The following is a 26,588-nucleotide window of genomic DNA, read 5'->3' as shown; positions in this document are numbered from 1 at the left end:
TCTAACGGTCCATCGCCGAGAGCGCCCGCTGGGCCAGCGGGTGCGAACGAACCAGTTCGGCCAGCGAGGTCGTGCCGCGTGTGATGCCCGCGAACGCGTTCCACGCAGGGCGGAAGCCAGTCAGGACTGCGTGCAGCAGACCCGGGCGCCGCTCGAACAGCTTCAGCATGCGGCGGCCCACGCTCATCTCGACGCCGAGCCCGGCCTTGATGGCGAAGGCGTAGTTGAGCGCCTGGCGGCGGGCGTCCACCGCGTCGTGCGCCTCCGCGACGCGCACCGCCCACTCACCGGCGAGCCGTCCCGAGCGCAGTGCGAAAGAAATGCCCTCACGCGTCCACGGCTCCAGCAGACCGGCCGCGTCACCGCACACCAGCACCCGGCCGCGCGAGAGCGGCGAGTCCTCGCTGCGGCAGCGCGTGAGGTGGCCGGAGGAGATCTTCGGCTCGAAGCCGGCGAGGCCGAGCCGCGCGACGAAGTCCTCCAGATACCGCTTGGTGCCGGCGCCGTCGCCGCGCGCGGAGATCACGCCGACCGTCAGGGTGTCGCCCTTGGGGAAGACCCAGCCGTAACTGCCGGGCATCGGGCCCCAGTCGATGAGGACGCGGCCCGCCCAGTCCTCCGCCACGGTGGGCGGCACCGGGATCTCCGCCTCCAGGCCGAGGTCGACCTGGTCGAGCTTGACGCCGACATGGGCTCCTATCCGCCCGGCGCTGCCATCCGCGCCGACCACCGCGCGGGCCAGGACGGTCTCGCCGCCGGCCAGCACCACGGCGACGGTGCGCCGGTCAGGCACCGCGGCACCGTGCTGCTCCACCCGCGAGACGGTCGCCCCGGTGCGCAGTTCGGCACCGGCCTTCTGCGCCTGCTCGACCAGCCCCGCGTCGAACTCGGGGCGGTTGATGAGCCCGAAGAGCATCCGCTTCGAGTGGCGGGTGCGCGCCAGTCTGCCGTTGAGCGAGAAGGTGACCGCGTGGATCCGGTCCTTCAGGGGCAGTTCGAACCCGGGCGGCAACGCGTCGCGCGAAAATCCGATGATGCCGCCGCCGCACGTCTTGTAACGGGGCAGCTCCGCCTTCTCCAGGAGCAGTACCTTGCGGCCGGCGACGGCCGCCGCGTATGCCGCGGAGGCTCCCGCCGGTCCGGCGCCGACTACGACGACGTCCCACACGGACGACTCTTCGTGCTCATGTCCGGCGTCTGCGTTCTCGCTGCTCACGATGTGCTTCTGCTCCCGATCCCACCAGTGGCCCAAGCTGCTCACGGCATCCTACGGCGCGTCGTGGCCGAGAACCGCTGTGGGAGGATCGGCCGAGTCTCCGACGTACCCGCGACGCCGCACTCCAGGCGGGCGAGTAACCGGAAACGTACACATAACGTCGCACCTACCAGGAGCGTGCCCCATGACCGGCCACCCGATTCCCGAGACCGTCGCCTCGTTGATGCCCCGCGCCAAGGCGGAGCTGACCGAGCTGGTGGCCTTCCAGTCGGTGGCGGACCCCGCGGTCTATCCGAGGAGCGAGTGCGAGGGCGCCGCCGAGTGGGTCGCCGCCGCGCTGCGTGCCGAGGACTTCCAGGACGTGGCCCTGCTCGACACCCCGGACGGCACCAAGTCCGTCTACGGTTTCCTGCCCGGGCCCGAGGGCGCGCCGACCGTGCTGCTCTACGCGCACTACGACGTGCAGCCGCCGCTGGACGAGGCCGCCTGGATCTCCCCGCCGTTCGAGCTGACGGAGCGTGACGGGCGCTGGTTCGGCCGGGGTACGGCCGACTGCAAGGGCGGCTTCATCATGCATCTCCTCGCGCTCCGCGCCCTGAAGGCGGACGGCGGGGTCCCCGTCTCGGTCAAGGTGATCGTGGAGGGTTCGGAGGAGCAGGGCACCGGCGGTCTGCAGCGGTACGCCGAGGTTCACCCCGCACTGCTCGCCGCGGACACCATCGTGATCGGCGACACCGGCAACTTCCGGGCCGGGCTGCCGACCGTGACGTCGACGCTGCGCGGGATGACGATGCTGCGGGTGCAGCTGGACACCCTGGAGGGCAATCTGCACTCCGGGCAGTTCGGCGGTGCCGCCCCCGACGCGCTGGCCGCGATGATCCAGCTGCTCGCCTCGCTGCGCGCCGAGGACGGCTCGACCACGGTCGACGGTCTGACCGCGGACGAGCAGTGGGACGGGCTGCAGTACCCGGAGGAGGAATTCCGCAAGGACGCCAAGGTCCTCGACGGGGTGGGACTCGTGGGTACGGGCACGGTCGCCGACCGGATCTGGGCGCGGCCGTCGGTGACCGTGATCGGCATCGACTGCCCCGCGGTGGTCGGCGCGACGCCGTCCGTGCAGGCGAGCGCCCGTGCGCAGATCAGCCTGCGGGTGCCGCCGGGCCAGGACGCGGAGCAGGCCACGAAGCTCCTGACCGCACATCTGCTCGCGCACGCCCCCTGGGGTGCGAAGGTCTCCGTCGAACAGGTCGGCCAGGGGCAGCCGTTCCGCGCGGACATCGCGAGCCCGGCGTACACCGCGATGGCCGACGCCATGCGGGTCGCGTACCCGGGCCAGGAGATGCAGTCCTCCGGCATGGGCGGATCGATTCCGCTGTGCAACACGCTGGCCGGGCTGTACCCGGAAGCGGAGATCCTGCTGATCGGGCTCAGCGAGCCGGAGGCGCAGATCCACGCGGTGAACGAGAGCGTGTCGCCCGAGGAGCTGGAGCGGCTCTCCGTGGCCGAGGCGCTGTTCCTGCGCAACTACGCGGCGTCGAAGGCGGTCTGAGTCCGCCTCGCGACCGGGCTACGCGTTGAGCGAAGCTCGCCGAGAGCGTAGATCCATGCGATGACCGGGCGGCCCGCCGTACGTTCACCGCATGGATCTCGTAGAGGTGCTTCCGCAGTTGCACATGTTCCGCTTCCCGATCGGCCAGGCGTATCTCTGGCGCGACGGGGCGGAGCTGACCCTGATCGACGCGGGCGACGTGAACGCGGCGTCCGCCATCGAGGAGGCGGTGCGCGGCCTCGGCCTCGACCCCGCCGGCATCGCCCGGATCGTCATCACCCACGGCCACCGGGACCACTACGGCGCCGCGCAGGAGCTGGCCGACCGCCACGGTGCCGAGATTCTGGCGCACCAGCTGGACGCGCCGGTGATCCGGGGCGAGGAGGAGGTCGGGGAGCCGGTGCTCCTGGACTGGGAACGCCCGCTGTACGAGCACGCGCTGACCGTTCCTCCGGCGCCCCCGACCCGGGTCGACACCGAACTGTCCGACGGGGTGGTGCTGCCGTTCGGGGGCGGGGCGCGGGTGGTCCACTCCCCCGGGCACACGCCGGGCTCCATCGGTGTGCACCTCCCCCGGCACGGCGTGCTGTTCACCGGCGACTGCGTGGCCGGGGTGGGGCAGGTGATGCTGGGTGTCTTCAACATCGACCGGGAGCAGGCCGTGGCCTCGTTCCGGCGGCTGGCCCGGCTGGCACCGGCCACGGTCTGCTTCGGCCACGGCGACCCCCTCACCGAGGACGCCGCCGCGACTCTGCGGGCCTCAGCCGACGGGGACGCCGGCCTCCAGGTTGAGCACGGCTGAGCGTTCGCGGGCCCGCAACGCCCAGCAGAGCCGTTCGTAGCGGGTGGGCGGCAGCAGGGTGGCCGCCTCCGCCTCGGTGACGAACCGCCAGCCGCGCAGCTCGGAGCCGGGGAGCAGCAGCCGTTCCGCGTCCGCCCGGGGCAGCAGTCCGCCGTCGAAGAGGAGGCGCAGACCCCCGTACCCGGGCGGGTCGGGCGCCTCCCAGTCGATGACGAGCAGCTTGGGCACCCGGTCGAGCTGGATGCCGATCTCCTCGGCGACCTCCCGGATGCCGGCCTGTGCGGGGGCCTCGCCCGCCTCCACGACGCCGCCGGGGAACTCCCAGCCCGGCTTGTACGTGGGGTCGACGAGCAGGAACCGGTCGTGCTCGTCGAACAGCAGCACCCCTGCGGCGACGGTCTCCGCCGTGGGCTCGGGGGTCTGGACGATCTCGCAGGCGGGGGCGGCGTCGGTGCGTACGGCCTCCGCGATGCGCTCCGCCGTCTCGCGCGGGGTGAGCGCGCCGTTGTCGATGGGGTGGGCGTCCCCGGTGATCCAGCCGAGGGCCGATCGGTACGGTTCGATGCGGTCGTACGCCCAGCGGCCGGTCGGGTCCACGCCCTCCGCGTCACCGGGGAATTCGGCCCGGTGGGCGATGCGCTCGCGCAGGATCGTTTCCTCAGGTGAGAGCAGTACATGGCGCACCGGTATGCGCCGGGCGGCGAGGCCGCCGAATATCTCGTCGCGGTACTCCTGCCGCAGGAGCGTCATCGGTACGACGAGGACCCCGCCCAGCTCGGCGAGGAGCGCTGCGGCGGTGTCCACCACGAGGCGCCGCCAGATCGGCAGGTCCTGGAAGTCCGCCACCTCGGCCAGCTTCTTCTGGGGCAGCAGGCTTCTGAGCCCCGTCCCGGTGAGTTCCGGGTCGTACAAGGTGCTGTTCGGGATCAGATCGATCAGTTCACGCGCGGCGCTGGTCTTTCCGGCGCCGAACGCACCGTTGATCCAGACGATCACGGTTCCCCCTCTTCCGTAGCAGCCCCCTGTGGCTTGCCCGCAACACCCTGCCGCGAAAACCCGCCCGGGGCGATGCGTTACGCGGACGGGCCGGCAGGCGCCTCCCGGGCTACGGCGTATCGCCCCGCCAGTCCCACTTGTCCGGCTCGTCCGGGCGCGGGCCGTACTCGGCGCGGCCGCCCGGTCCGTACGCACCGATTTCGGTGACCAGGGCGGAGCCGTCCGCGAGGGCCACCTCCGTCCACCCCGTCACGTCGAGGAGCAGGCCGTCGAGCGGTCCGCCGACCAGTTCCCGGTACTCACGGCCGGGCCGGGGGCCCGGGTCGGGGTCTTCGTGGTCGGCGCCGTACACCCGCCGTCGCATGATCTCGTCCATGCATGCAGGATCGCACCCGCCACTGACAACGGCCGGTCCGCGCAGACCGTGGCGGGCCTCCGGCTTCACGCAATGGTCACAACTCCATCACTTGCGGAGGATTGCCCTCCCATGCGTCCGGCGCCCTGGTTACGGTCGTCCCTCCACGCAACCTTGGGGGCCCCATGTCGCACAACCCGCCGCCGCAGCCGCCGCCTTGGGGGCCGCCGCCGCAGCCGTCCCCGTTCGGCCCGCAGGGCCCCGGCGGCCCCGGGGGCGGCGCGCCCCGCTGGGCGAGGAAGCGGATCGTCATCCCGGCGGCGACCGTTCTCTTCTTCATCGGTGTGGGCATGGGCGCCACCGGCGGGGACTCCGGTGCGGACAGGAGCGAGGCCGCGGCGAAGTCCTCGCCGGCGCCGACCGTGACCACCACGGTGTCGGTCACGCCCGCCCCGGAGCCGGCCGTGACCGAGACGGTCACCGCGAGCCCCAAGGCGGTGCCGACCGTCACGAAGACGAAGACCGTCAAGGTCACCGTCGCCCCCGAGGCCCCGGCCGGCCCCTCGGACGACTCCGGTTCGGACGACTCCGGTTCGGATGGCGGAGGCTCGGGCGGGGGCGGCTCGGCGTACTACGCGAACTGCACCGCCGTCCGCGCGGCCGGCGCCGCCCCGATCCACCGGGGCGACCCGGGGTACGGCCGTCACCTCGACCGTGACGGGGACGGCGTGGCCTGCGAGTAGGGGGTGGTGACGGGGTGCCCGGCCGTTTCGCCGGGCACCCCGTCAGCCCTTTCCGGACCCCAGCGTGAGTCCGGCGATGAAGTGCCGCTGGAGCAGCAGGAACACGATGAGTGTCGGCAGCGCGACGATCACCGAACCGGCGGCGAGCAGGTTGTAGTCGGTGAAGAACTGCCCGCGCAGGTTGTTCAGCGCGGAGGTGATGGGCAGTTTGTCTCCGTCGGAGATGAAGACCAGCGCCCACAGGAAGTCGTTGTACATCCAGGTGAACTGGAGCGTGCCCAGCGCGGCGAGCGCCGGGCGGCACAGCGGCAGGGTGATCCGCCAGAACCGCGTCCAGACCCCGGCTCCGTCCACGACCGCCGCCTCCAGGATCTCCGGCGGGAGGGTGCGCATGAAGTTGGCCAGGACGAACACGCAGAAACCGATCTGGAAGCCGATCTGCACCAGCACGACGGCCCAGTAGGAGTCGAACATCGTCATCGAGTCGGACATCCAGTACGGCAGCGGGATCCGGTTGAAGACGACGTACAGCGGGGTGACGATCACCTGCTGCGGGAGCAGGTTGCCGGCCGTGAAGAGCATCAGCAGGACCAGGCCGCCACGCATTTTGAGCCGGGCGAGCGCGAAGGCCACGAACGAGGCGAGAAAGAGGGTGATCAGGACGCCCGGCACCGCGATGATCAGGGTGTTGACGAAGTACTTCGTCATCCCGGAGTCGGTGAAGGCCTGCCGGTAGTAGTCCAGCGAGAGATGGCGCGGCAGCGAGAAGTAGCCGTACTCGGAGGTCTCGTCGTACGGCCGCAGCGAGGCGTAGACCGCTAGGAGCAGCGGGGCGAGGAAGGCCAGCGAGACCGCCGTCAGGAAGACGTGCACACCGAGCCGGCCGGGGCGGAGCCTGCGGCGGGCCGCGACGGGGGCGGCGGGTGCCGGGCGTACGGGGGTGGCCTGCGTGGTGGTCATCGGTCTTTCTCCCCTCGGAGCTCCTGGACCAGGTACGTCACCACGAATCCGAGGGAGACGGTCAGCAGGACGACGGCGATCGCGGAGCCGAACCCGATCCGGCTCGCCTCGCCGATGATGTTGTCGGTGACGAGCACGGAGAGCAGTTCGAGGCCGTTGCGGCCGTGGTTGACCGCGTACACGATGTCGAAGGCGCGCAGCGACTCGATGACGGTGATGACACCGACGATGACGTTGACCGGCCGCAGGGTCGGGAAGACGACGCGGAAGAAGGTCTGTGCCTCGCTCGCCCCGTCGATCGCCGCCGCCTCCTTGAGGGACTGGTCGACGGCCTTGAGCCCGGCGAGGTAGAGGATCATCACATAGCCGGTGTGCCGCCAGGCGGCGGCCAGCAGGACCATCCAGATGTTGAGGTCCGGATCGCCGAGCCAGTCCGTCGGGTTCTCCGTGTCGCCGATGACGGCGTTGAGCGCGCCCTGGTCCCGCGAGAACACGAGCTGGGCGATGAAGCCGACCACCGCGAGCGAGAGCACGACGGGCATGTACAGCGTGGACTGGTAGAAGCGGCTGAACCGCACGCCCCGGTCGATCAGTACGGCCAGGAGCAGCCCGAACGGGGTGGCGACGAGGCCGAGGAAGGCGAGCCAGAGCAGGTTGTGCCGGGCGGCGGGCCAGAACTGCGGGTAGTTCGTGAAGAGGTTCGAGTAATTGCGGGTCCCGACCCACTTGATGTCGCCGATCCCGTCCCAGCTGGTGAACGAGAGGACGACGGAGGCCAGGGTCGGGCCCCAGACGATGGCGAGGTCGAGCAGGACGGGCAGGCCGAGCAGCACACCGAGCACGACGAGGTCGCGGCGGGTGTACCGCCGCATGCCCCGTCGCCCGGTGCGCCTCCCCGAGATGAACGGCACGGTGCGTACTCCCGGTTCAGTCCGAGGCGAAGATGGTCTTCTTCTGCCGTTCGATGTCGTTGACCAGGCCGTCCACGTCGTTCGGGCTGCTGATGAACTTCTGGATCGCGGGGATCATGACCGTGGACGCGAAGTCAGGACGGGTGTCCCGGTCGAGGAACTGCGAGATCTGCTTGGCACCCGAGACGAGTTCGACGGCCTTCTTCTGGATCGCGGAGTACCCGGAGGTGTCCGCCTCCTCGCTGACCGCGATGTTGTTGGGGTCGCTCTTGAGGTAGATGTCCTCGGCCTTGCCGGTGGCGAGCCACTTCACCAGGTCCTTGGCGCTCTCCAGCGTCTTCTTGTTCTTCAGGTTCTTGGACTTCTTGGCCAGCAGGAACCCGTCGATGGGCGCCTCCACGGCGTCCTGGCCGTGCTCGGGGCTGATCTCGGGGAACGGGAAGAAGTCCAGGTCGCCCTGTTCGTCCTTGGGGAACTGCTGCCCGGGGTGCGGGAGTCCGAGCACGGTCATGCCCGCCTCGCGCTTCTGAAGGCTGGTGGCGGCCTCCTGCCAGGTACGGCCGTTGGCGCCGGGCTGGCAGTACGGGAGGAGGCGCCGCCAGGTGTCGAAGACGTCCCGGACGCGCTTGTCGGTCCAGGCTTCCTCACCGGCCATGAGGCTCTTGTGGAATTCGTATCCGTTGGTGCGCATGTTGATGTAGTCGAAGGTGCCCATGGCGGGCCAGCCGTCCTTGTCGCAGAACGCGATGGGGTCCAGCTTGTCCTTCTTCATCTGCTTGGCGAGCGCCACGTACTCGTCCAGCGTTCCGGGCACCTGATAGCCGCGCTCGGTGAACAGGCTCTTCCGATGGAAGACGGCCCACGGATAGTAGTAGTACGGGGTGAGGTACTGCTTGCCGTCCTCGCCGCTGGACTGCTGCTTCAGGGCGTCGGAGAATCCCGTGTAGTGCTGCCAGTTGTCGCTGATGTCGTACAGCAGGCCCTTCTTCGCGAAGAACTGCATGCGATACCCGGCGAACCACATGAAGACGTCGTCGGGCTTGCCCTGGAGATAGCGGTTGATGTTTTCCTGGAAGGTGTTGTGGTCGACCGTGTTGACCTTCACCTTCCGGCCGTCGGACTGTGCCGCGTACGCCTTGAACGCGTCGGCGAACGCCTTCTTGGGAACGGGGTCGGACGCGTTGGATCCCAGGGTGACGGTCTTGCCGTCCCCGCCGGGACCGCCGCCGCACGCGGTGAGCAGGGCGGGAAGAGTGACCGCACCGGCACCGAGCGCCGCGCCGCGCAGCAGGCTCCGCCGGGACATCCGATGCCCCGTGACACTGCCGGGCAGATCCGATCTGTTGTACGAGTGTGCCATGACCCCGTCCTCCGGAAGGCAACCGAACACAACCGAACGTGCGCTTGGATCTCACCCCCAACATGGGGCGCAGTCAAGGGTTTTGACGAGATGCGGCCGACCGGAGACCCGCCCTCTTCCAACAGACTTCAACACGCTCTAACGTATTCGCTCGTCCTGGCGTGCACATGTCGCCACTTGATCCGGCACGAGTACGGAGGAACGTAACGATGCGTCATCTTCCAAGCCGTCCCACCCGAGCGAGCCACCGCAGAATCCTCGGAGCCCTGGCCGCGGGCCTCCTGTGTACGGCGGGGGTCGCGGTGCCCGCCGCCGCACAGTCCCCGGCACCGGCAGCCCAGACCCGGGCCGGGAACGGACTGGCCCTCACCCCGCCCATGGGCTTCAACAACTGGAACTCCACGCATTGCCGCGCGGAATTCAACGAGGCGATGGTCAAGGGAATCGCCGACATCTTCGTCGAAAAAGGGCTGAAGGCCGCCGGGTACGAGTACGTCAATCTGGACGACTGCTGGGCCGTTCCGCACCGCAACGCGGAAGGAAAGCTGGAAGCCGATCCGGTGCGCTTTCCGCACGGCATCAAGGCGGTGGCGGACTATGTGCACGCGAAGGGCCTCAAGCTGGGGATCTACACCAGTGCCGGGACCAAGACCTGCGACAGCGTCGGGCTTCCCGGAGCGCTCGGCCACGAGTACAGCGACGCCCAGCAGTTCGCGGACTGGGGCGTCGACTATCTCAAGTACGACAACTGCAACAACCAGGGCGTGGACGCGAAGGAGCGCTATACGACGATGCGCGACGCGCTCGTCGCGACCGGGCGGCCCATGGTCTACAGCATCTGCGAATGGGGGCAGAACAAGCCCTGGGAATGGGCCGCGGACCTGGGCAACCTCTGGCGCACCACGGGCGACATCAACGACAGCTGGGGCAGCATGCTGTCGATCATGAAGCAGAACCTCCCGCTCGCCGCCGCGGCGGGACCGGGCCACTGGAACGACCCCGACATGCTGGAGGTCGGCAACGGCGGAATGACGGACACCGAGTACCGCACCCACTTCTCGATGTGGTCGGTGATGGCGGCGCCGCTGCTCATCGGCTCCGACCTGCGCACCGCTTCCCAGGAGACGTTCGACATCCTCTCCAACAAGGAGGTCATCGCCGTCGACCAGGACCCACTGGGCAAGCAGGGCGAGGTGATCTCCTCGCAGGACGGACGCTGGGTCGTCGCCAAGGAGATGGCGGACGGCTCCCGGGCCGTGGCGCTGTTCAACGAGACCGGCAGCGCGCAGCGGATCGCCACCACGGCCGCCGCGGCGGGTCTGCCGGACGCCGACGGGTACACCATGCGCGACCTGTGGGAGCGCACCACCCGCAACACCGCGGGCGGCATCTCGGCGACCGTCCCCGCCCACGGCACCGTGCTGCTGCGCGTCGCCGCCGACAGCCGCTGGGCCGCGCACCCGCCAGCCGTCGGACTCGCCCTGGAGGGCAGCCCGCTGGTCGAGGCGGGCCGCACCGCCACCCTGTCGACCGAGGTCACCGACCTGGGCCGCACCCCCGCGCTCACGGTGTCCGCCGCGCTCACCGGCCCGGACGGCTGGCGGGTCGAGTCCGCATCGCCCACGCGGACACCCGCGCTGCCCACCGGCGGCGCCCTGGCCACCCGGTGGCGGGTGGCAGCCCCCGCGGGGACGGCCCCGGGCAGCTACGACCTGACGCTCACCGCGCAGTACCGCTCCCCCACCGGTGAGCGGGTCCGGTCCGCCGTCCCGTTCAACGTCCATGTGGTGGTGCCGCCCCCCTCCGGCGGCGGCTACCTCAGCGACCTGCCGCAGCTCAGCGCCTCCAACGGCTACGGCCCCGTCGAGAAGGACACCAGCAACGGCGAGAGCGCCGCGGGCGACGGCCATCCGCTGACCATCGGCGGCCAGGTGTACGCCAAGGGGCTCGGCGCGCACGCGGCGAGCAGCATCGAGTACTACGCGGGCGGCGCGTGCACCGCCGTGACGGCGCAGGTGGGAGTGGACGACGAGAAAGGCACCAAGGGCAGCGTGACCTTCGAGGTCTGGGCGGACGGCAAGAAGGCCGCGTCCACCGGAGTCCTGACCAACGCGATGGCCCCGCAGCCCCTCTCGGCGGACGTGACCGGGGCCCAGGTCGTCCGGCTGGTGGTCACGGACGGCGGCGACGGCGTCGACTCGGACCACGCGGACTGGGGGGACCTGCGGATCACCTGCTGAGCGGGTCCACGAGCGGCCGGGCGGTGGCGGCCAGCGCGGCCGCCGCCGCACCGACCAGGCCCGCGTCGTTGCCCATGACCGCGGGCACCACTGTCAGATGCTGGACGAAGGAGAGCGTGGCGTACCGGCGCAGAGCCTGGCGCAGCGGCGCGAACAGCAGGTCGCCGGCGCCGGCCACCCCGCCGCCGATCACCGCGATGTCGATCTCGACCAGGGTCGCCGTCGCCGCGATGCCCGCCGCCAGGGCCTGCGCGGCCCGTTCGAAGGAGGCCAGGGCGACCGGGTCACCGGCCCGCGCGGCAGCCGCGACGCCGACCGCGGTCGCGTCGCCGTCGGGGCCGGGCCGCCAGCCGGCGTCCAGCGCGCGGCGCGCGATGTTGGGGCCGCTCGCGATGCGCTCGACGCAGCCGCGCGCCCCGCACGGGCAGAGGTCGCCGTCGAGGTCCACGCTGATGTGCCCGATGTGGCCGGCGTTCCCGCTGGGCCCGGGGTGCAGGGCGCCGCCGAGGACGAGGCCGCCGCCGACCCCGGTCGAGACCACCATGCACAGGGCGTTGTCATGGCCGCGCGCCGCGCCGAGCCAGTGCTCCGCCGCCGTGATCGCGACCCCGTCGCCGACCAGTGTGACCGGAAGGCCTCCCGTGGCCTCGGCGACCCGCTCGACCAGGGGGAAGCCCCGCCAGCCGGGCACGTTGACCGGGCTGACCGTCCCCTCGGCGGCGTCCACCGGGCCCGCGCTGCCGATGCCGACGGCCGTCGCGTCGCCCCAGTACGGGGACGCGGCCAGCTCGGCCAGGACGCCGCCGACCGCCGCCATGACGCGTTCGCCGCTCTCCCGTGCGGGCGTCGGCCGCTGGGCCCGCGCCACGAGCGCGCCGTCCCGGTCCACCAACGCGCCGGCGATCTTGGTGCCCCCGATGTCCAGGGCGGCGACGAGGTGGTTCTGCATCGGTGTGGCTCCGGGTGGTGTGGACGGGACCTGCGGCTCAGGTGCACAGTCTGCCCAGTCTCCATTCCCTTGACAACGTTGTCCAGGGCCTATGCTCGACGCCACACCCTCCGGGACCCCCACGGCAGCCCGCCGTGGCCCGCCGGGACAGCCGACCGACGACAGGACAGCGCACCGTGGCCGAGACCGCCCGTCATCCCGAGCCCCGTTACGGCAACCGGCCGACCATGAAGGACGTGGCCGCCCGGGCCGGGGTGGGCCTGAAGACGGTTTCGCGCGTGGTCAACAGCGAGCCCGGGGTCACCCCGGACACCGAGCGCCGCGTACAGGAGGCCATCGAGGCGCTGGGCTTCCGCCGCAACGACAGCGCGCGGGTGCTGCGCAAGGGCCGGACCGCCTCCATCGGCCTGGTCCTGGAGGATCTGGCCGACCCCTTCTACGGACCGCTGAGCCGCGCGATCGAGGAAGTGGCCCGCGCACACGGCGCGCTGCTCATCAACGGCTCCAGCGCCGAGGACCCGGAGCGCGAGCAGGAGCTGGTCCTCGCCCTGTGCGCGCGCCGGGTCGACGGACTGATCGTGATCCCGGCAGCCGACGACCACCGCTATCTGGAGCCGGAGATCAAGGCCGGGGTCGCAACCGTCTTCGTGGACCGCCCGGCCGGGCAGATCCAGGCGGACATGGTGCTCTCGGACAGCTTCGGCGGGGCGCGGGAGGGCGTCGCCCATCTGATCGCGCACGGCCACCGCCGGATCGGCTTCATCGGCGACCAGCCGCGCATCCACACCGCGACCGAGCGTCTGCGCGGCTACCACGCGGCGATGGCGGAGGCGGGGACGACCGTCCAGGACTCCTGGGTCTCGCTGGGCTCCACGGACCCCGGCCGCGTCCGCGCCGCCGCCGAGGCGATGCTCTCGGGTCCGGAGCCGGTGACGGCGCTGTTCTCCGGCAACAACCGGGTGACGGTGACGGCGGTGCGCGTCCTCGCGGACCGGGAGCGGCCGGTCGCCCTGGTCGGCTTCGACGACATCGAGCTGGCGGACCTGCTCGGCATCACCGTCATCTCCCAGGACGCGGCGGCGGTGGGCCGCACCGCCGCCGAGCACCTCTTCCGGCGCCTGGACGGGGCCGGCCACCCCCCGGCGCGCGTGGAGCTCCCGACCCGGCTGATCGCCCGTGGTTCCGGCGAAATCCCTCCGGCCTGAACGGAGTTGGTACCCTGACGCGCCATGCGGCCGCTCGGGGAAGGTCCGGAATTCGGATGAGGGAACGCACACTGGAGGCTCTCGGTCTCGCCACGGCACCGCGCGAGCATCCGCTGACCTACCCGGGGGCATGGCCCACCGAGTCGGGCCTGCTGCTCGGGGACACCTATCTGCGGCTGTCGCCGGAACCGGACACGGGCCTGGAGCGGTGGCCGGTGGAGTGCGACGTGCCGGGGAGCGGGGTGCCGCTCGCCGAGGTGCTCGCCGGCACGGGTGCGCCGCCGGTCGACGAGCGAACCCCGGTGCTGGCGATCGGCTCCAATGCCTGCCCGGGGCAGCTCCGGTACAAGATGGCGGAACGGGGCCTCTCCGCGGTGATCCCGATGGTCATGGCGCGCGTGACAGGCATCGAGTCCGGCGTCTCCGCCCATGTGAGCCCGCTCGGCTACGTCTCGGCGTCGCCGTTCCACGCGCCGGGACGGACCCGTGACCTGTTCGTCACGTGGCTGGACGCGGCCCAGCTGGAACACGTCGATCACAGCGAGGGCGTCTTCCTCCCGGAGGGCGCGTACGACCGGGTCTTCCTGCCGGCCGACCGCTTCCCCGTGGAGATGCCGTCCGGTGAGCTCCTGAACGGCGTCCACGCGTATGTCCACCGCCTGGGCGTGCTCGCCGACGGCACAGGCGCACCCTGGGCCCATCCCGGGGAGCGGCAGGTGCTCACGGAACTGGTCGCCCGGTCGAAGCTGCTGCGCGAGTGGTTCGGCGGCACTCCGGAGGAGTTCAGCGCCCGCGCGCTCGGCGACGCCCGGCTCTGCGAGAGGGGCACGCGTCTGCTCCGGGACGAGGGACGCACCATGCGCTCCGGCCTGGAGTCCCTCGTCCCGGAGCGGGGCGCGTCGGCGCCCGCCCCCGAGCCGCCGATGAGCGCCGCAGGCGACGGGGTCCCCGCCTGACGCCCCGTCCGGCCGCTACGGCGCCGTGACCGTCAGGGTGCCGCGCCGGGGCGAGGCGAAGGCGTCGAGGTCGGCGCGGGTCAGTCCGGTCAGCTTCGCCACCTCGCCGGTGTCCAGGGCTCCGCAGTCGATGCCGCGCAGCAGGTAGCCGCTGAGCGCCTTGGCGGTGGCCGGTTCGTCCATCACGTCGCCGCCGGCCTTGGAGACGTACGCGGCCAGCCGGGCGGCGGCCTGCTCCAGGCCCTCGCGGTAGAACGTGTAGACGGCCGCGTAGCGGGTCGGCAGGTGACCCGGGTGCATGTCCCAGCCCTGGTAGTAGGCGCGGGCCAGGGCGCGCCGTGTGAGGCCGTAGTGCAGCCGCCATGCCTCGTGGACCTGCGGGGTGGGGCCGACGGGCAGGACGTTGGTCGAGCCGTCGGAGACACGTACGCCGGTGCCCGCGGCGGCGACCTGCATGACGGCCTTGGCGTGGTCGGCGGCCGGGTGGTCGCTCGCCTGGTACGCGGCGCTGACGCCGACGCAGGCGCTGTAGTCGAACGTGCCGTAGTGCAGCCCGGTCGCCCGCCCCCGTGCCGCGTCGATCATGCGGGCCACGGCGGCGGTGCCGTCGGCGGCCAGGATGGACTGGCTGGTCTCGATCTGGATCTCGAAGCCGATGCGCCCCTCGGGCAGCCCGTGCGCCCGCTCGAAGGCTTCGAGGAGCTGGACGAAGGCGGCGACCTGCTCGGGGTACGTCACCTTCGGCAGGGTGAGGACGAGCCCGTCGGGGAGCCCGCCCGCCCGCATGAGGCCGGTCAGGAAGACGTCCGTGGTGCGGATGCCCCGGTCGCGGACGGCGGCTTCCATGCACTTCATCCGGATGCCCATGTACGGGGCGGCGGTGCCGTCGGCGTACGCCTCCGAGACGAGCCGGGCCGCGCGGGCCGCCGCCTCGTCCTCCTCGGCGTCGGAACGGGGTCCGTAGCCGTCCTCGAAGTCGATCCTCAGGTCCTCGACCGGCTCGCGCTCCAGCTTGGCCCGGACCCGGTCGTGGACGGGCCCGGCCAGCTCGTCCGGGATGCCGAGCACTCCGGCGAGGGCCGCCGCGTCGGGGGCGTGCTCGTCGAGCGCCTTCAGCGCCTCGTCGCCCCAGGTGCGCAGGGTGCCGGCCGTGAAGGTGTCGCCCGGTACGTAGACCGTGTGCACGGGCTGGCGGGTGCCGGGGTCGCCCGGGTAGCGGCGGGCGAGTTCGGCGTCCACCGGGGCGAGGGACGCGCTGATCCCGTCGCTGACCGCACCGGCGAGGCTCGTCGCCACCTTCTCCTGCTGACCCATCGTCCGCACCCTCCACACTCCAGCCATTTCCGCTTCCCGGAAACAACAATCCGTATAGTGAAGTTATAAGGCGCTCGCATCCGAGTCAACGGTGTCCGGGAACGCCACGGGGCCGCACGGTGCGTGCACCGTGCGGCCCCGGGCCGTTGCTCGTACGAACCGTCCGGCGATCAGCCCTTGCGGGTGTTGATCTCCTCGGTGAGCTGGGGGACGACGTCGAAGAGGTCGCCGACGACTCCGTAGTCCACGAGGTCGAAGATCGGGGCCTCGGCGTCCTTGTTGACGGCGACGATCGTCTTCGAGGTCTGCATCCCGGCCCGGTGCTGGATCGCGCCGGAGATGCCCGAGGCGATGTAGAGCTGCGGGGAGACGGACTTGCCGGTCTGGCCGACCTGGTTGGTGTGCGGGTACCAGCCGGCGTCCACCGCCGCACGCGACGCGCCCACCGCGGCACCCAGCGAGTCGGCGAGGGCCTCGATGACGGCGAAGTTCTCCGCACCGTTGACGCCACGGCCACCGGAGACCACGATCGCGGCCTCCGTCAGCTCCGGGCGGCCCGTCGACTCACGCGGCGTACGCGACAGCACCTTCGTACCGGTGGCCTGCGCCGAGAAGGAGACCGCGAGGGTCTCGACGGTCCCGGCGGCCGCGGCCGGCTCGACCGGGGCCGAGTTCGGCTTGACCGTGATGACCGGAACGCCCTTGGAAACACGGGACTTGGTGGTGTACGAGGCGGCGAACGCGGACTGCGTCGCGACCGGACCCTGGTCACCGGCTTCCAGGTCGACGGCGTCGGTGATGATGCCGGAGCCGATGCGGACCGCGAGGCGGGCCGCGATCTCCTTGGCCTCCGCGGAGGAGGACAGCAGTACGGCGGCCGGGGACACGGCGTCGAAGGCGGCCTGGAGCGCGTCCACCTTCGGTACGACCAGGTAGTCGGCGAACTCGGGGGCGTCGGCGGTCAGCACCTTGACCGCACCGTGCTCGGCGAGCACACCGGCGGTGTCCGCGGCGCCGTTGCCCAGGGCGACGGCGACGGGCTCGCCGATGCGGCGGGCGAGCGTCAGCAGCTCCAGGGTGGGCTTGCGGACGGCACCGTCCACGTGGTCGACATAGACGAGAACTTCAGCCATGGGACTTCAATCTCCTGCGTGTGCGAGGTAGGCGGGGGTGGGAGGGAACGCCGGGGCTCAGATGAACTTCTGGCCGGCCAGGAACTCGGCCAGCTGCTTGCCGCCCTCGCCCTCGTCCTTCACGATCGTGCCCGCGGTACGGGCCGGACGCTCCGTCGCGGAGTCGACCGCGGTCCACGCACCCGCCAGACCCACCTCGTCCGCGTCGATGCCCAGGTCGTCCAGGTCCAGGGACTTCACCGGCTTCTTCTTCGCCGCCATGATCCCCTTGAACGACGGGTAGCGGGCCTCACCGGACTGGTCGGTCACCGACACCACCGCCGGAAGCGACGCCTCCAGCTCCTCCGACGCACTGTCCCCGTCACGACGCCCACGCACCACACCGCCCTCGACGGACACCTGCGAAAGCAGCGTCACCTGCGGCACACCCAGCCGCTCCGCGAGCAGCGCCGGGACCACACCCATCGTCCCGTCCGTCGACGCCATCCCCGAGATCACCAGGTCGTACCCGGTCTCCTCGACCGCCTTCGCCAGCACCAACGACGTGCCCAGCGCGTCCGTACCGTGCAGATCGTCGTCCTCGACGTGAACCGCCTTGTCCGCACCCATCGACAACGCCTTGCGCAACGCGTCCTTGGCATCCTCCGGACCCACCGTCAACACGGTGACCTCCGCGTCATCGGCCGCCTCCGCGATCTGCAACGCCTGCTCGACCGCGTACTCGTCCAGCTCCGACAGCAGACCGTCGACATCCTCACGGTCCAACGTCAGGTCATCGGCGAAATGCCGGTCACCGGTCGCGTCGGGCACGTACTTCACACAGACAACGATCCTCAAGCTCACGCCGGCTCTCCTACTGCATCGTCATTTCCGGGCTGCCTTGTTGCACGCAGCATAGGCGCCTGATGGGGCGTTTTCCGGTCGGGGCGACCGACGCTCCGACCGTCATATTACTCGCCAGTACACCCAGCGTCCGCCCAATGAGCAAGCGCTTTGCACTGTGATCTGCCCAACGCGATCCGCCCGTGAACCCCGGGTGTCGCGTCAGTCCCGCAGTGCCGTGAACCGGCCCTGGTGATAGACGAGCGGCCGGCCTCCGCCGACCGGATCGCCCTCGACCACCTGCGCGATCACGATGCGGTGGTCGCCCGCCGGGACCCGGGCCACGACGCGGCAGACCAGCCATGCCAGCACGTCGTCCAGCAGCGGAACACCCTCCGGCCCGCTGCGCCAAAAGGTGGACGGGCCGAACCGGTCGGCACCGCTCCGGGCGAAGGTGGCGGCCAGCTCCCGCTGGTGTTCGCCGAGTATGTGCACGCCGACGTGCTCGGCCTCGGCCAGCACCGGCCAGCTGGAGGACGAGGTGCCGACGCCGAAGGAGACGAGGGGCGGCTCGGCGGCCACGGAGTTGAGCGAGGTGGCGGTGAAGCCGACCGGGCGCTCCCCGGCGGCGGTGATCACGGCGACTCCGGCGGCATGCTGGCGGAACACGGAGCGCAGGAGGTCCGGGGATGCCGTGCGCGTCTTGCCGAGCCCGGGTGATGCCGTCATGAAGATGTCCTTCTGCGCGTCGGAAATACGGGGCGGCGGATGCTCAGGCACCCGGACAGCACGCGCCGGCGGTACGGGCGAGGTCGATGTACGCCCGGCCATGGAGAAGGGGATCTGACGGCATAACGTCAGACTGACGATGCACGGTCGGTGCAGTCAAGGGCGTCCCGGCAGGTGGGAGAAGCATCACGCTCCGTCATATCGCGCGGCCGAGAGCGGCGACGACGTCGACGGTGCGGGGCTGCCCCTCGGCGCGGCGGACGATCCGGCCCCCGGCGTCGAGTACCAGGACGGTCGGGGTCCGGCTGATACCGAGCTCGCGTACGAGCGCGAGACGCGCCTCCGCGTCGATCTCCACATGCACGACCCCCTCGACCATTCCGGCCACCTCCGCGAGGGTGCGGCGGGTGGCCCGGCACGGCTGGCAGAAGGCGGTCGAGAACTGGACGAGCGTGGCCCGCTCCCCCAGTTCCGCGCCGAGTCGTGCCGCGTCCAGCGTCTCGGCGCCTGCCTGCCCGTTCACCTTCGGCCTCCCGTCAGAGCTCTACGCAAGGGGTCAGCATCCGCGGTGCCGCCGGCATTCCCGGCCGCCCTACGTGACAAGAATCTCGCACCCCGGCGGCGCCGGGACTGGCCACCGCGTCACCGCATGGGGCACGATCGGCGCAATGCCGAAAACCTACGGCTGCGTAACTTCCGCCGGGAGAACCTCCGCGGGCGCTGAAGAAAGGGTCTTCCCCAGATGGCAGAACTCGTCTATCGGCCGGTCATCGGCGCCGCTCGCACGTTTTTCAAGGCGCTCGACCTGAAGATCGACACGCAGGGTTCGGAGCACATCCCGAAGACCGGTGGCGCTGTTCTGGTCAGCAACCACATCAGTTATCTGGACTTCATCTTCAGCGGACTCGCCGCGCTCCCGCAGAAGCGGCTGGTGCGTTTCATGGCCAAGGAATCGGTATTCCGGCACAAGGTCTCCGGGCCGCTGATGCGCGGCATGAAGCACATTCCCGTCGACCGCAAGCAGGGCGAGGACGCGTACGCGCACGCGCTGGAGTCGCTGCGGTCCGGTGAGATCGTGGGTGTGTTCCCCGAGGCGACGATCTCGGAGTCGTTCACGCTCAAGAGCTTCAAGTCGGGTGCCGCGCGCCTGGCGCAGGAGGCGGGGGTGCCGCTGATCCCGATGGCGCTGTGGGGCACGCAGCGGCTCTGGACCAAGGGCCGGCCGCGCAGCTTCAAGCGCAACCACACGCCGATCACGATCCGCGTCGGCGAGCCCGTGGAGGCCCCCACCGACCAGTACGCGGGCGCCATCACGCGGCGGCTGCGCGAGCGGGTGCAGGAGCTGCTCGAAGCCGCCCAGCGGGCCTATCCGGTCCGGCCGAAGGACGCGAGTGACACGTGGTGGGTGCCCGCGCACCTGGGCGGTACGGCTCCGACGGCGGCCGAGGTCCGCGAGCGCGGCTGAAACGTGTCGCCGGGGCGCGGACAGGTCCGCGCCCCGGCGAAGGCAGGGCCTAGGCGGCGGCCATTTCCTCCTTGAGCGCGAGGAGGAACGCGTCGACGTCCTCCTCCGTGGTGTCGAAGGCGCACATCCAGCGCACGTCCCCGGCCTGCTCGTCCCAGAAGTAGAAGCGGAAGCGCTTCTGGAGCCGCTCGGTCACCGCGTGCGGCAGCCGCGCGAAGACGGCGTTGGCCTGGACGGGGTGCAGGATCTCCACGCCGCCGATCCCGCGCACGCCCTCGGCGAGACGCTGGGCCATCGCGTTGGCGTGCCGGGCGTTGCGCAGCCACAGGTCGCCCGCGAGCAGCGCCTCCAGCTGCACGGAGACGAAGCGCATCTTGGACGCGAGCTGCATCGACAGCTTGCGCAGGTGCTTCATGGCCCGGACGGCGTCGGGGTTCAGGACGACGACGGCCTCGCCGAAGATGGCCCCGTTCTTCGTGCCGCCGAAGGACAGGACGTCGACGCCGACGGCGTTGGTGAACGTACGCATGGGCACGTCCAGGGACGCCGACGCGTTGGCTATGCGGGCTCCGTCGAGGTGCACCGTCATGCCGTGCCCGTGGGCGTGTTCGCAGATGGCGCGGATCTCGTCGGGTGTGTAGACGGTGCCCAGTTCGGTGTTCTGGGTGATCGAGACGACCTGGGGCATGGCGCGGTGTTCGTCGTCCCAGCCGTACGCCTGCCGGTCGATGAGCTCCGGGGTGAGCTTGCCGTCCTCGGTGGGGACGGTGAGCAGCTTGAGGCCGCCCACCCGCTCGGGCGCCCCGCCCTCGTCCACGTTGATGTGCGCAGACTCGGCGCAGATGACGGCGCCCCAGCGGTCGGTCATGGCCTGGAGCGACACCACGTTCGCACCGGTCCCGTTGAAGACCGGGAACGCCTCGGCGGTGGGGCCGAAGTGGCTGTGCATGACGCGCTGGAGATGGCCCGTGTAGTCGTCCTCGCCGTAGGCGACCTGGTGGCCGCCGTTGGCGAGGGCGAGTGCCGCGAGGATCTCGGGGTGCGTTCCCGCGTAGTTGTCACTGGCGAAACCGCGGACCTGCGGGTCGTGATGGCGACGCGCGTCGGTCCTTACGGTTGCGGGGTCAGCCACAGGCGCTTTCCGTTCACTTCCGGGGCGGGCCGGTCCCAGACGCCGGCGATGGCATCGGCCAGTTCCTTGACGTCAGTGAAGCCCGCGAACTTCGCATTCGGGCGCTCGGCGCGCATCGCGTCGTGCACCAGTGCCTTCACGACCAGGATCGCAGCCGCGCTGCGGGGGCCGTCCTCGCCCCCCGCCTTGCGGAAGGAGTCGGCGAGGGCGAGCGTCCATGCCTCGGCGGCCGCCTTGGCCGCGGCGTAGGCGGCGTTGCCCGCGGTGGGCTTGCTGGCGCCGGCCGCGCTGGTCAGCAGGAAGCGCCCCCGGTCGCTGCGCAGCAGGCAGTCGTGGAAGGCCAGCGAGGTGTTCTGCACCGTGCGGATCAGCAGCTTCTCCAGCAGCGTCCAGTCGGCGGGATCGGTGTCGGTGAAGTTCGCGCTGCCGCGCCAGCCACCGACGAGGTGGACGACGCCGTCGATACGGCCGAACTCCTTCTCCGTCTTGGCGGCCCATTCCCTGGTGGCGCCGAGGTCGAGCAGGTCGACGGTGTCACCCGTGACGGTCGCGCCGCCGTGGGCGTAGCGCGCCGCGTCGACGGCTTCGGCGAGCCGGGTGGGGTGGGAGTCCGACGCGACGACGACCGCGCCCGCCTCGGCGAGGCGCAGCAGCGTGGCCCGGCCGGCCGGTCCGGCCGCTCCCGCGACGGCGACCACGGCCCCTTCGAGCGCGCCGCTCGCGTCGCCCGTGCTTGTTCCGTTCATGGCCTCCGCCTCCTTGGGACCTGTGCTCACGCGGCAGCCTTCCCCGCGTCCGAGCCGGTGATGCCCTTGGCCGAGGCGATCACACTCTTCAGCTTCTTGGAGAGGGCCTCATAGAACATGCTCAGGGGAAACTCGTCGGGAAGCACGTCGTCCACGAGTTTCCGGGGCGGCTGGGAGAGGTCCAGGGCATCGGGGCCCTTGGCCCAGCGGGAGCCGGGGTGCGGGGCGAGGTAGGTGGAGACGAGGTCGTACGCGGCGAACCAGTGGACCAGCTTGGGCCGGTCGATGCCGTCCCGGTACAGCTTCTCGATCTCGGCGCAGAGCTGGTTGGTGACCCGCGGGGCCCGCTCCCAGTCGATCCGGAGCGTGTTGTCGGTCCAGCGGACGACGTCGTGCTTGTGCAGGTACGCGAAGAGCAGCTGGCCACCGAGGCCGTCGTAGTTGCGGACCCGCTCGCCGGTGACGGGGAAGCGGAACATCCGGTCGAAGAGGACGGCGTACTGCACGTCGCGGCCGTGCGGGTTGCCCTCGGCCTCCAGCTTCACGGCTTCCTTGAAGGCGGTGAGGTCGCAGCGCAGCTCCTCCAGGCCGTACATCCAGAACGGCTGGCGCTGCTTGATCATGAAGGGGTCGAACGGCAGGTCGCCGTGGCTGTGGGTGCGGTCGTGGACCATGTCCCAGAGGACGAACGCCTGCTCGCAGCGCTGCTGGTCGCCGATCATCGCGCGGATGTCGTCGGGCAGTTCGACGCCGAGGAGGTCGACGGCCGCCTCGGTGACGCGGCGGAAGCGGGCGGCCTCCCGGTCGCAGAAGATGCCGCCCCAGCTGAAGCGCTCGGGGGCCTCGCGGACGGCGATGGTCTCCGGGAAGAGCACCGCGGAGTTGGTGTCGTAGCCGGAGGTGAAGTCCTCGAAGGTGATGCCGCAGAACAGCGGGTTGTCGTAGCGGCTGGCCTCCAGCTCCGCGAGCCAGTCGGGCCAGACCATGCGCAGCACGACCGCTTCGAGATTGCGGTCGGGGTTGCCGTTCTGGGTGTACATGGCGAAGACGACCAGGTGCTGGAGGCCGTCGGCACGCCCCTTGGCCGGCTGGAAGGCCAGCAGCGAGTCCAGGAAGTCGGGGACGTCGAAACCGCCGCCGACCCAGCCGCGCAGGTCCTTCACGAGGGCGCGGTGGTACGCGGCGTCGTGCGGCAGCAGCGGGGACAGCTCCTCGACGGCGCCGATCACCCGCTCCACGGCGGCCTCGGCGAGCGCCGGGGCCGGCGCGCCCTCGGCGTCGAAGTCGATGGAACCGTCCTTCGACTGCCAGGGGCGGATCTCCTCCACGGCGTTCTTGAGCGCGGGCCAGGCCGGGTGCTCGATCACCCGGGGGGCGGCAGCTATGTCGCCGGACGCGGCATCGTGCACAAGAATTTCCGTCATCACACTTCCTCCACGGGAGAACCTCGCGTCTGTCCACCGTATCCGCGTGCGCGTCCCCGGGACAAGTGGGATTGTGGAAATTATCCTGCCGACCCCCCATGGTCACCGTCATTTTTCCTGTGATACGCCGCTGTGGCGGCTTCTTCGGGGGTTTCGCGAGACGCTGCGAAGCCGGGCCCGCCCCTTCCTCGTACGGCGCTCCGGGGCCACCAGGGCCTGCCCGGCGGATCTTCGTGGATCAGCCCGCGGCGTCTGGTGCGTGCTCTCGACGTGCGCCCGGATCGTCCTCGTACTGGATGTACTCGGATGATTCGGGCGTGCGGCGAGAGTGCGTGCCAGGCGTCGTGGGCCCACGAAGATCCGCCGGACAGGCCCTAGGCTGCCGGGGGAACAGAGCGTCGACGGAAGCGAGCGGGCCTTGTCTTTTCTCACGATCGGTCATCGCGGAGCGCCGGGCTTCGAGCCGGAGAACACCCTGCGCTCGTTCGTCCGCGCCGAGAAGGAGGGCGTGGACCTCATCGAGCTGGACCTGCATCTGAGCAAGGACGGCGCACTGGCCGTCATGCACGACGCGGAGGTGGACCGGACCACCGACGGAGAGGGTCCGATCGCGGAGAAGACGCTCGACGAGCTGCGCGCCCTCGACGCGGGCCTCGGCGAGCGGGTGCCCGTCTTCGAGGAGGTCCTGGAGGCCGTGCGGTCCCCGCTCCAGGCGGAGATCAAGGACGTGGCCGCGGCCCGCACCCTGGCCCGGGTCATGCACGAACGCGACCTGGTGGAGCGCGTCGAGGTGATCTCGTTCCACGACGAGGCGATCGCCGAGATCGCGCAGCTGGTCCCGGGCGTCCGGACGGCGCTGGTGGCCAGCCGCTGGGGCGGGGACCTGCTGGACCGCGCGAAGGCGGTGGGCGCGACCCGGCTGATCCTCAACATCCGGCGCATCACGCTGGAGCTGGTCGAGAAGGCACACGCCGACGGGCTGACGGTCTTCGGCTGGACGGTCAACACCCAGAAGCAGCTGCGGCTGGCCGAAGGGCTGGGGCTCGACGGCGTGACCACCGACCACCCCGACATCCAGCGCGGGGGCGGCGCCCGGCCCTAGGGGATGTTCCGAGAGTCCCGCCTGTCCGGCGGGCGGACGGCGCTACCTCCGAAACACGCCCTAGGGGGTGTCTGCCAGCTCCTTGACCAGCAGCTCGAAGGCCAGGTCGTCGCGCTGGGGGATGCCGAAGCGCTCGTCGCCGTACGGGAACGGGGACAGTTTGCCCGTCCGGCGGTAGCCTCGGCGCTCGTACCAGGAGATGAGCTCCTCGCGGACGGAGATCACGGTCATGTGCATCTCCCGCACGCCCCAGCTCTCCCGGACGGTGCGCTCGGCCTCGGCGATGATCACCTTGCCGAGGCCGGCGCCCTGGAGCGCGGGACGGACCGCGAACATGCCGAAGTACGCGGCCTCGCCGCGGTGCTCCAGCTGACAGCAGGCGATGGGCGCGCCGTCGCGCTCCACCACGAGCAGCCGGCCGCCCGGGCTCTCGATCACCGCGCGCACGCCCTCCGGGTCGGTGCGCTGCCCCTGGAGGATGTCCGCCTCGGTGGTCCAGCCGGCGCGGCTGCTGTCGCCCCGGTACGCCGACTCGATCAGCTCGACGAGTGCGGGGATGTCCGCTTCGGCGGCGTCGCGGAACGTCAGCGCTGCCGTGTCCCGGGGCGGTGCGGTGTCCATGGCGGGGTCTCTCCGGATTCTGTGCGGGGGCGATGCCGGAGCAGCGTAACTCCGAGGGCGGCGCCGGAGCTCCCGGCGGCCTGACGGGGCGCGCGGGGGCGCATACGGGGCGCCTTGCGGAAACACTCCCGTCGCGCGCTCCCCCTGCACCTCTGTGCGCCGCGTACGGGTGTCCGGGCACGGGCATCTACTGGTCGACGGCGATGTCGTTCGCCCGGGGGGAGGGCCGCTGTGCACGGACCGGCGACGTCCGGATGGCTGCTGATGGCGTTGTGCGCGGTGACGGGCTCGTACTGCCTGCTGCGCACTCGTACGGGGAGCGCGGAGGAGCGCAGAGCCGCGCGGGCCGAGGCGCTGATGGGCTTCGGCATGGCCGCGATGGCGATCCCGGCGGCCGCCGTCGCCCCGCCCGCGTGGGGGTGGGGGGTCTACGCGGTGTTCTTCGGGGTCGCGGCGGTGCGGGCGCTGTGGTTCTCCCGGCGCAGCGGACACCATCTGCACCATCTGGTCGGCTCCGCCGCGATGGTCTACATGGCGGTGGTGATGGCCCGGGCCGGGGCGGGCGGTCACGGTGGCGGTCACGGCTCGCACGTCACGGGGGCCCACAGCATGGCCGGCGCGGGCGGCATACCCCTGCTCACGGGGCTGCTCCTCGTCTACTACGCGGTGTACGTGCTGCGCTCGGGCGCCCGGCTGGTCCCGGTGGCCACCGGCGGCGGACCCTCGCCGGGGGGCTGGGGGGCGCGCCCCGAGCTGGCGCTGGCGTGCCGGCTCACCATGGGCATAGCCATGTTCGCGATGCTGCTCACCCTGTGAGACGGGAAGGCCCGCCTTTCGTGGTGTGCGTCACTTGGCGTGCGGAGCCATACCCGTGTGTGGCACGGCCCTCATAGGCTGACGCCATGTGGGTCTCCCTAGCGCTGCTGCTGCTCGGTGCACTGGCCGCCGTCGTGACCCCGCGCCTGATGGCGCGGGCCGAGTGGCCCGAGCGCGAGCCGGTGGTGGCGCTGTGGGTGTGGCAGTGCGTGGTGGCCGCGGTGCTGCTCTCGTTCGCCCTCTCCATGACGTTCAGCGCGGCCGCCGCCTGGCAGGCGGTACGCGGCCATGTCTTCGCACCCGCGCCGCACGCCGTCGTGGAGGCGTATGCGCTCGCGGGCCACGGGGCCTGGTCGGCCGTGATGGCGGTGCTGCTGGCCCTGGGCGGGGTGTGGACGGCCGCCATGCTGGCCCGCGAGATCCACCGGGCGCATCTGCGGCGCAAGCGGCGGCGGACCGAACTCCTGGTGCGCGCCCCGCTGATGCCCGGCGAGGAGCCGGGGGCCGGGCGTCTTGTCGTGCTGGAGGGTGAGCGGCCGGATGCCTGGTGGCTGCCGGGGTCCGCGCCCCAACTCGTCATCACCACCGCCGCGCTGGGGCGGCTGAAGGGACGCCAGCTCGACGCGGTCCTGGCCCATGAGCAGGGCCACGCGCAGGCCCGGCACGACTGGCTGCTCAACTGCTCGGAGGCGCTGGCCACCGGCTTCCCGCAGGTGCCGGTCTTCGCGGCCTTCCGCAACGAGATGCACCGGCTGGTCGAGCTGGCGGCCGACGATGTGGCCTCACGCCGGTTCGGCCGGCTGACCATCGCCCTCGCCCTGGTCGAACTCAACGAGGACCGGGGCGTGTTCGGCCCGTCCTCGGCCGTGGACGCGGAACTGCCGCTGCGGGTGAACCGGCTGCTGGCCCCGGCGGGCAGGCTCACGGCCGGACGACGGCTGCGGCTGACCGCGGCGGCGGCCCTGGTGCCCGTCGTCCCGCTGCTGGTGGCGTTCGTCCCGGGGCTCAGCGCGCTGAAGTAGGAACGGGCTCTTCGGGCGCG

The 26,588-nt window shown here is 71.2% G+C and carries 27 protein-coding genes; 10 read left to right on the top strand and 17 right to left on the bottom strand.

Going from position 1 to position 26,588, the window contains the following annotated elements:
• Position 1: 1 nt before the first annotated feature.
• On the bottom strand, positions 2–1,216 hold the full coding sequence (locus tag ACZ6C6_RS05985; protein WP_469199536.1) for a geranylgeranyl reductase family protein: 1,215 nt from the start codon (positions 1,214–1,216) through the stop codon (positions 2–4).
• Between the two features lie 184 nt (positions 1,217–1,400).
• On the opposite strand from ACZ6C6_RS05985, the gene ACZ6C6_RS05980 reads away from it, so the two are divergent.
• On the top strand, positions 1,401–2,765 hold the full coding sequence (locus ACZ6C6_RS05980; RefSeq protein ID WP_469199534.1) for a M20/M25/M40 family metallo-hydrolase: 1,365 nt from the start codon (positions 1,401–1,403) through the stop codon (positions 2,763–2,765).
• A gap of 91 nt (positions 2,766–2,856) precedes the next feature.
• Positions 2,857–3,567 carry an MBL fold metallo-hydrolase gene (locus ACZ6C6_RS05975; RefSeq protein ID WP_469199532.1) on the top strand — a complete coding sequence of 237 codons (711 nt, stop codon included), beginning with the start codon at positions 2,857–2,859 and terminating at the stop codon, positions 3,565–3,567.
• On the opposite strand, the gene ACZ6C6_RS05970 is transcribed toward ACZ6C6_RS05975, so the two are convergent.
• Together ACZ6C6_RS05970 and ACZ6C6_RS05965 are read right to left on the bottom strand one after the other, a co-directional pair.
• The gene (locus tag ACZ6C6_RS05970; RefSeq protein WP_469199530.1) at positions 3,526–4,563 is read right to left on the bottom strand and encodes an NUDIX hydrolase; all 1,038 of its coding nucleotides are present in this window, start codon (positions 4,561–4,563) and stop codon (positions 3,526–3,528) included. The genes ACZ6C6_RS05975 and ACZ6C6_RS05970 overlap by 42 nt on opposite strands.
• Before the next feature lie 109 nt (positions 4,564–4,672).
• Positions 4,673–4,939, bottom strand: coding sequence for a hypothetical protein (locus ACZ6C6_RS05965; protein ID WP_469199529.1), 267 nt, complete (start codon positions 4,937–4,939; stop codon positions 4,673–4,675).
• A 164-nt stretch (positions 4,940–5,103) separates the two neighbouring features.
• Here ACZ6C6_RS05965 and ACZ6C6_RS05960 point away from each other — a divergent pair, with 164 nt between their 5' ends.
• Positions 5,104–5,661: an excalibur calcium-binding domain-containing protein gene (locus tag ACZ6C6_RS05960; protein WP_469199527.1), complete on the top strand. Its 558-nt coding sequence runs from the start codon at positions 5,104–5,106 to the stop codon at positions 5,659–5,661.
• Positions 5,662–5,703: 42 nt separating this feature from the next.
• Here the strand turns inward: ACZ6C6_RS05960 and ACZ6C6_RS05955 are convergent, their stop codons facing one another.
• Genes ACZ6C6_RS05955 through ACZ6C6_RS05945 form a run of 3 tightly spaced genes read right to left on the bottom strand, consistent with a single transcriptional unit; the run spans position 5,704 to position 8,838 of the window.
• Entirely contained in the window at positions 5,704–6,621 is a 918-nt protein-coding gene (locus ACZ6C6_RS05955; RefSeq protein WP_469199525.1) for a carbohydrate ABC transporter permease, read from the bottom strand.
• Entirely contained in the window at positions 6,618–7,532 is a 915-nt protein-coding gene (locus tag ACZ6C6_RS05950; protein ID WP_469199523.1) for a carbohydrate ABC transporter permease, read from the bottom strand. The genes ACZ6C6_RS05955 and ACZ6C6_RS05950 overlap by 4 nt, the downstream gene beginning before the upstream one ends.
• Before the next feature lie 16 nt (positions 7,533–7,548).
• Positions 7,549–8,838 carry an ABC transporter substrate-binding protein gene (locus ACZ6C6_RS05945; protein ID WP_469199522.1) on the bottom strand — a complete coding sequence of 430 codons (1,290 nt, stop codon included), beginning with the start codon at positions 8,836–8,838 and terminating at the stop codon, positions 7,549–7,551.
• A gap of 263 nt (positions 8,839–9,101) precedes the next feature.
• Between ACZ6C6_RS05945 and ACZ6C6_RS05940 the strand changes: the two genes are divergently transcribed.
• A complete protein-coding gene (locus ACZ6C6_RS05940) occupies positions 9,102–11,132 on the top strand; it encodes an NPCBM/NEW2 domain-containing protein (protein ID WP_469199520.1) in 2,031 nt (676 codons plus the stop codon).
• Here ACZ6C6_RS05940 and ACZ6C6_RS05935 read toward each other — a convergent pair.
• Positions 11,122–12,081: an ROK family protein gene (locus tag ACZ6C6_RS05935; protein ID WP_469199518.1), complete on the bottom strand. Its 960-nt coding sequence runs from the start codon at positions 12,079–12,081 to the stop codon at positions 11,122–11,124. The two genes, ACZ6C6_RS05940 and ACZ6C6_RS05935, sit on opposite strands and share 11 nt — an antisense overlap.
• Positions 12,082–12,257: 176 nt before the next feature.
• On the opposite strand from ACZ6C6_RS05935, the gene ACZ6C6_RS05930 reads away from it, so the two are divergent.
• A complete protein-coding gene (locus tag ACZ6C6_RS05930) occupies positions 12,258–13,286 on the top strand; it encodes a LacI family DNA-binding transcriptional regulator (RefSeq protein WP_469199516.1) in 1,029 nt (342 codons plus the stop codon).
• A gap of 56 nt (positions 13,287–13,342) precedes the next feature.
• The gene (locus tag ACZ6C6_RS05925; protein WP_469199514.1) at positions 13,343–14,242 is read left to right on the top strand and encodes a hypothetical protein; all 900 of its coding nucleotides are present in this window, start codon (positions 13,343–13,345) and stop codon (positions 14,240–14,242) included.
• A 15-nt stretch (positions 14,243–14,257) separates the two neighbouring features.
• On the opposite strand, the gene ACZ6C6_RS05920 is transcribed toward ACZ6C6_RS05925, so the two are convergent.
• The 6 genes from ACZ6C6_RS05920 to ACZ6C6_RS05895 form a co-directional block, all read right to left on the bottom strand.
• A complete protein-coding gene (locus ACZ6C6_RS05920; RefSeq protein ID WP_469199512.1) occupies positions 14,258–15,556 on the bottom strand; it encodes a DUF6986 family protein in 1,299 nt (432 codons plus the stop codon).
• Between the two features lie 170 nt (positions 15,557–15,726).
• Complete coding sequence (locus ACZ6C6_RS05915; RefSeq protein ID WP_469199510.1) at positions 15,727–16,689, bottom strand: electron transfer flavoprotein subunit alpha/FixB family protein; 963 nt, start codon at positions 16,687–16,689, stop codon at positions 15,727–15,729.
• Positions 16,690–16,746: 57 nt separating this feature from the next.
• A complete protein-coding gene (locus tag ACZ6C6_RS05910) occupies positions 16,747–17,532 on the bottom strand; it encodes an electron transfer flavoprotein subunit beta/FixA family protein (RefSeq protein ID WP_469199508.1) in 786 nt (261 codons plus the stop codon).
• A 201-nt stretch (positions 17,533–17,733) separates the two neighbouring features.
• A complete protein-coding gene (locus ACZ6C6_RS05905; RefSeq protein ID WP_469199506.1) occupies positions 17,734–18,240 on the bottom strand; it encodes a flavin reductase family protein in 507 nt (168 codons plus the stop codon).
• A 43-nt stretch (positions 18,241–18,283) separates the two neighbouring features.
• Positions 18,284–18,364 (bottom strand): putative leader peptide, encoded by an 81-nt coding sequence (locus ACZ6C6_RS05900; protein ID WP_376451235.1) that lies wholly within the window; start codon positions 18,362–18,364, stop codon positions 18,284–18,286.
• A gap of 72 nt (positions 18,365–18,436) precedes the next feature.
• A complete protein-coding gene (locus tag ACZ6C6_RS05895; RefSeq protein WP_469199504.1) occupies positions 18,437–18,763 on the bottom strand; it encodes a TlpA family protein disulfide reductase in 327 nt (108 codons plus the stop codon).
• Between the two features lie 219 nt (positions 18,764–18,982).
• Between ACZ6C6_RS05895 and ACZ6C6_RS05890 the strand changes: the two genes are divergently transcribed.
• Positions 18,983–19,705 carry a lysophospholipid acyltransferase family protein gene (locus ACZ6C6_RS05890; protein WP_365687674.1) on the top strand — a complete coding sequence of 241 codons (723 nt, stop codon included), beginning with the start codon at positions 18,983–18,985 and terminating at the stop codon, positions 19,703–19,705.
• A 49-nt stretch (positions 19,706–19,754) separates the two neighbouring features.
• Here ACZ6C6_RS05890 and ACZ6C6_RS05885 read toward each other — a convergent pair whose 3' ends face one another.
• Genes ACZ6C6_RS05885 through ACZ6C6_RS05875 form a run of 3 tightly spaced genes read right to left on the bottom strand, consistent with a single transcriptional unit; the run spans position 19,755 to position 23,007 of the window.
• On the bottom strand, positions 19,755–20,837 hold the full coding sequence (locus ACZ6C6_RS05885) for a threonine aldolase family protein (RefSeq protein WP_469199502.1): 1,083 nt from the start codon (positions 20,835–20,837) through the stop codon (positions 19,755–19,757).
• Entirely contained in the window at positions 20,816–21,583 is a 768-nt protein-coding gene (locus ACZ6C6_RS05880) for an SDR family NAD(P)-dependent oxidoreductase (protein ID WP_469199500.1), read from the bottom strand. The genes ACZ6C6_RS05885 and ACZ6C6_RS05880 overlap by 22 nt, the downstream gene beginning before the upstream one ends.
• A 26-nt stretch (positions 21,584–21,609) precedes the next feature.
• On the bottom strand, positions 21,610–23,007 hold the full coding sequence (locus ACZ6C6_RS05875; protein WP_469199498.1) for a DUF6421 family protein: 1,398 nt from the start codon (positions 23,005–23,007) through the stop codon (positions 21,610–21,612).
• Positions 23,008–23,425: 418 nt separating this feature from the next.
• Between ACZ6C6_RS05875 and ACZ6C6_RS05870 the strand changes: the two genes are divergently transcribed.
• Positions 23,426–24,109, top strand: a complete 684-nt coding sequence (locus ACZ6C6_RS05870; protein WP_469199496.1) for a glycerophosphodiester phosphodiesterase — start codon at positions 23,426–23,428, stop codon at positions 24,107–24,109.
• Positions 24,110–24,169: 60 nt separating this feature from the next.
• Here ACZ6C6_RS05870 and ACZ6C6_RS05865 read toward each other — a convergent pair whose 3' ends face one another.
• A complete protein-coding gene (locus tag ACZ6C6_RS05865; RefSeq protein ID WP_469199494.1) occupies positions 24,170–24,730 on the bottom strand; it encodes a GNAT family N-acetyltransferase in 561 nt (186 codons plus the stop codon).
• A 231-nt stretch (positions 24,731–24,961) separates the two neighbouring features.
• Between ACZ6C6_RS05865 and ACZ6C6_RS05860 the strand changes: the two genes are divergently transcribed.
• The gene (locus tag ACZ6C6_RS05860; RefSeq protein WP_469199492.1) at positions 24,962–25,546 is read left to right on the top strand and encodes a DUF5134 domain-containing protein; all 585 of its coding nucleotides are present in this window, start codon (positions 24,962–24,964) and stop codon (positions 25,544–25,546) included.
• A gap of 86 nt (positions 25,547–25,632) precedes the next feature.
• Positions 25,633–26,568, top strand: a complete 936-nt coding sequence (locus ACZ6C6_RS05855; protein WP_469199490.1) for a M56 family metallopeptidase — start codon at positions 25,633–25,635, stop codon at positions 26,566–26,568.
• The last annotated feature ends 20 nt before the right edge of the window (positions 26,569–26,588 follow it).

The sequence above is a fragment of the Streptomyces sp. NPDC041814 genome, assembly GCF_055590565.1.
This window is presented reverse-complemented; position numbering and strand designations above follow the sequence as displayed.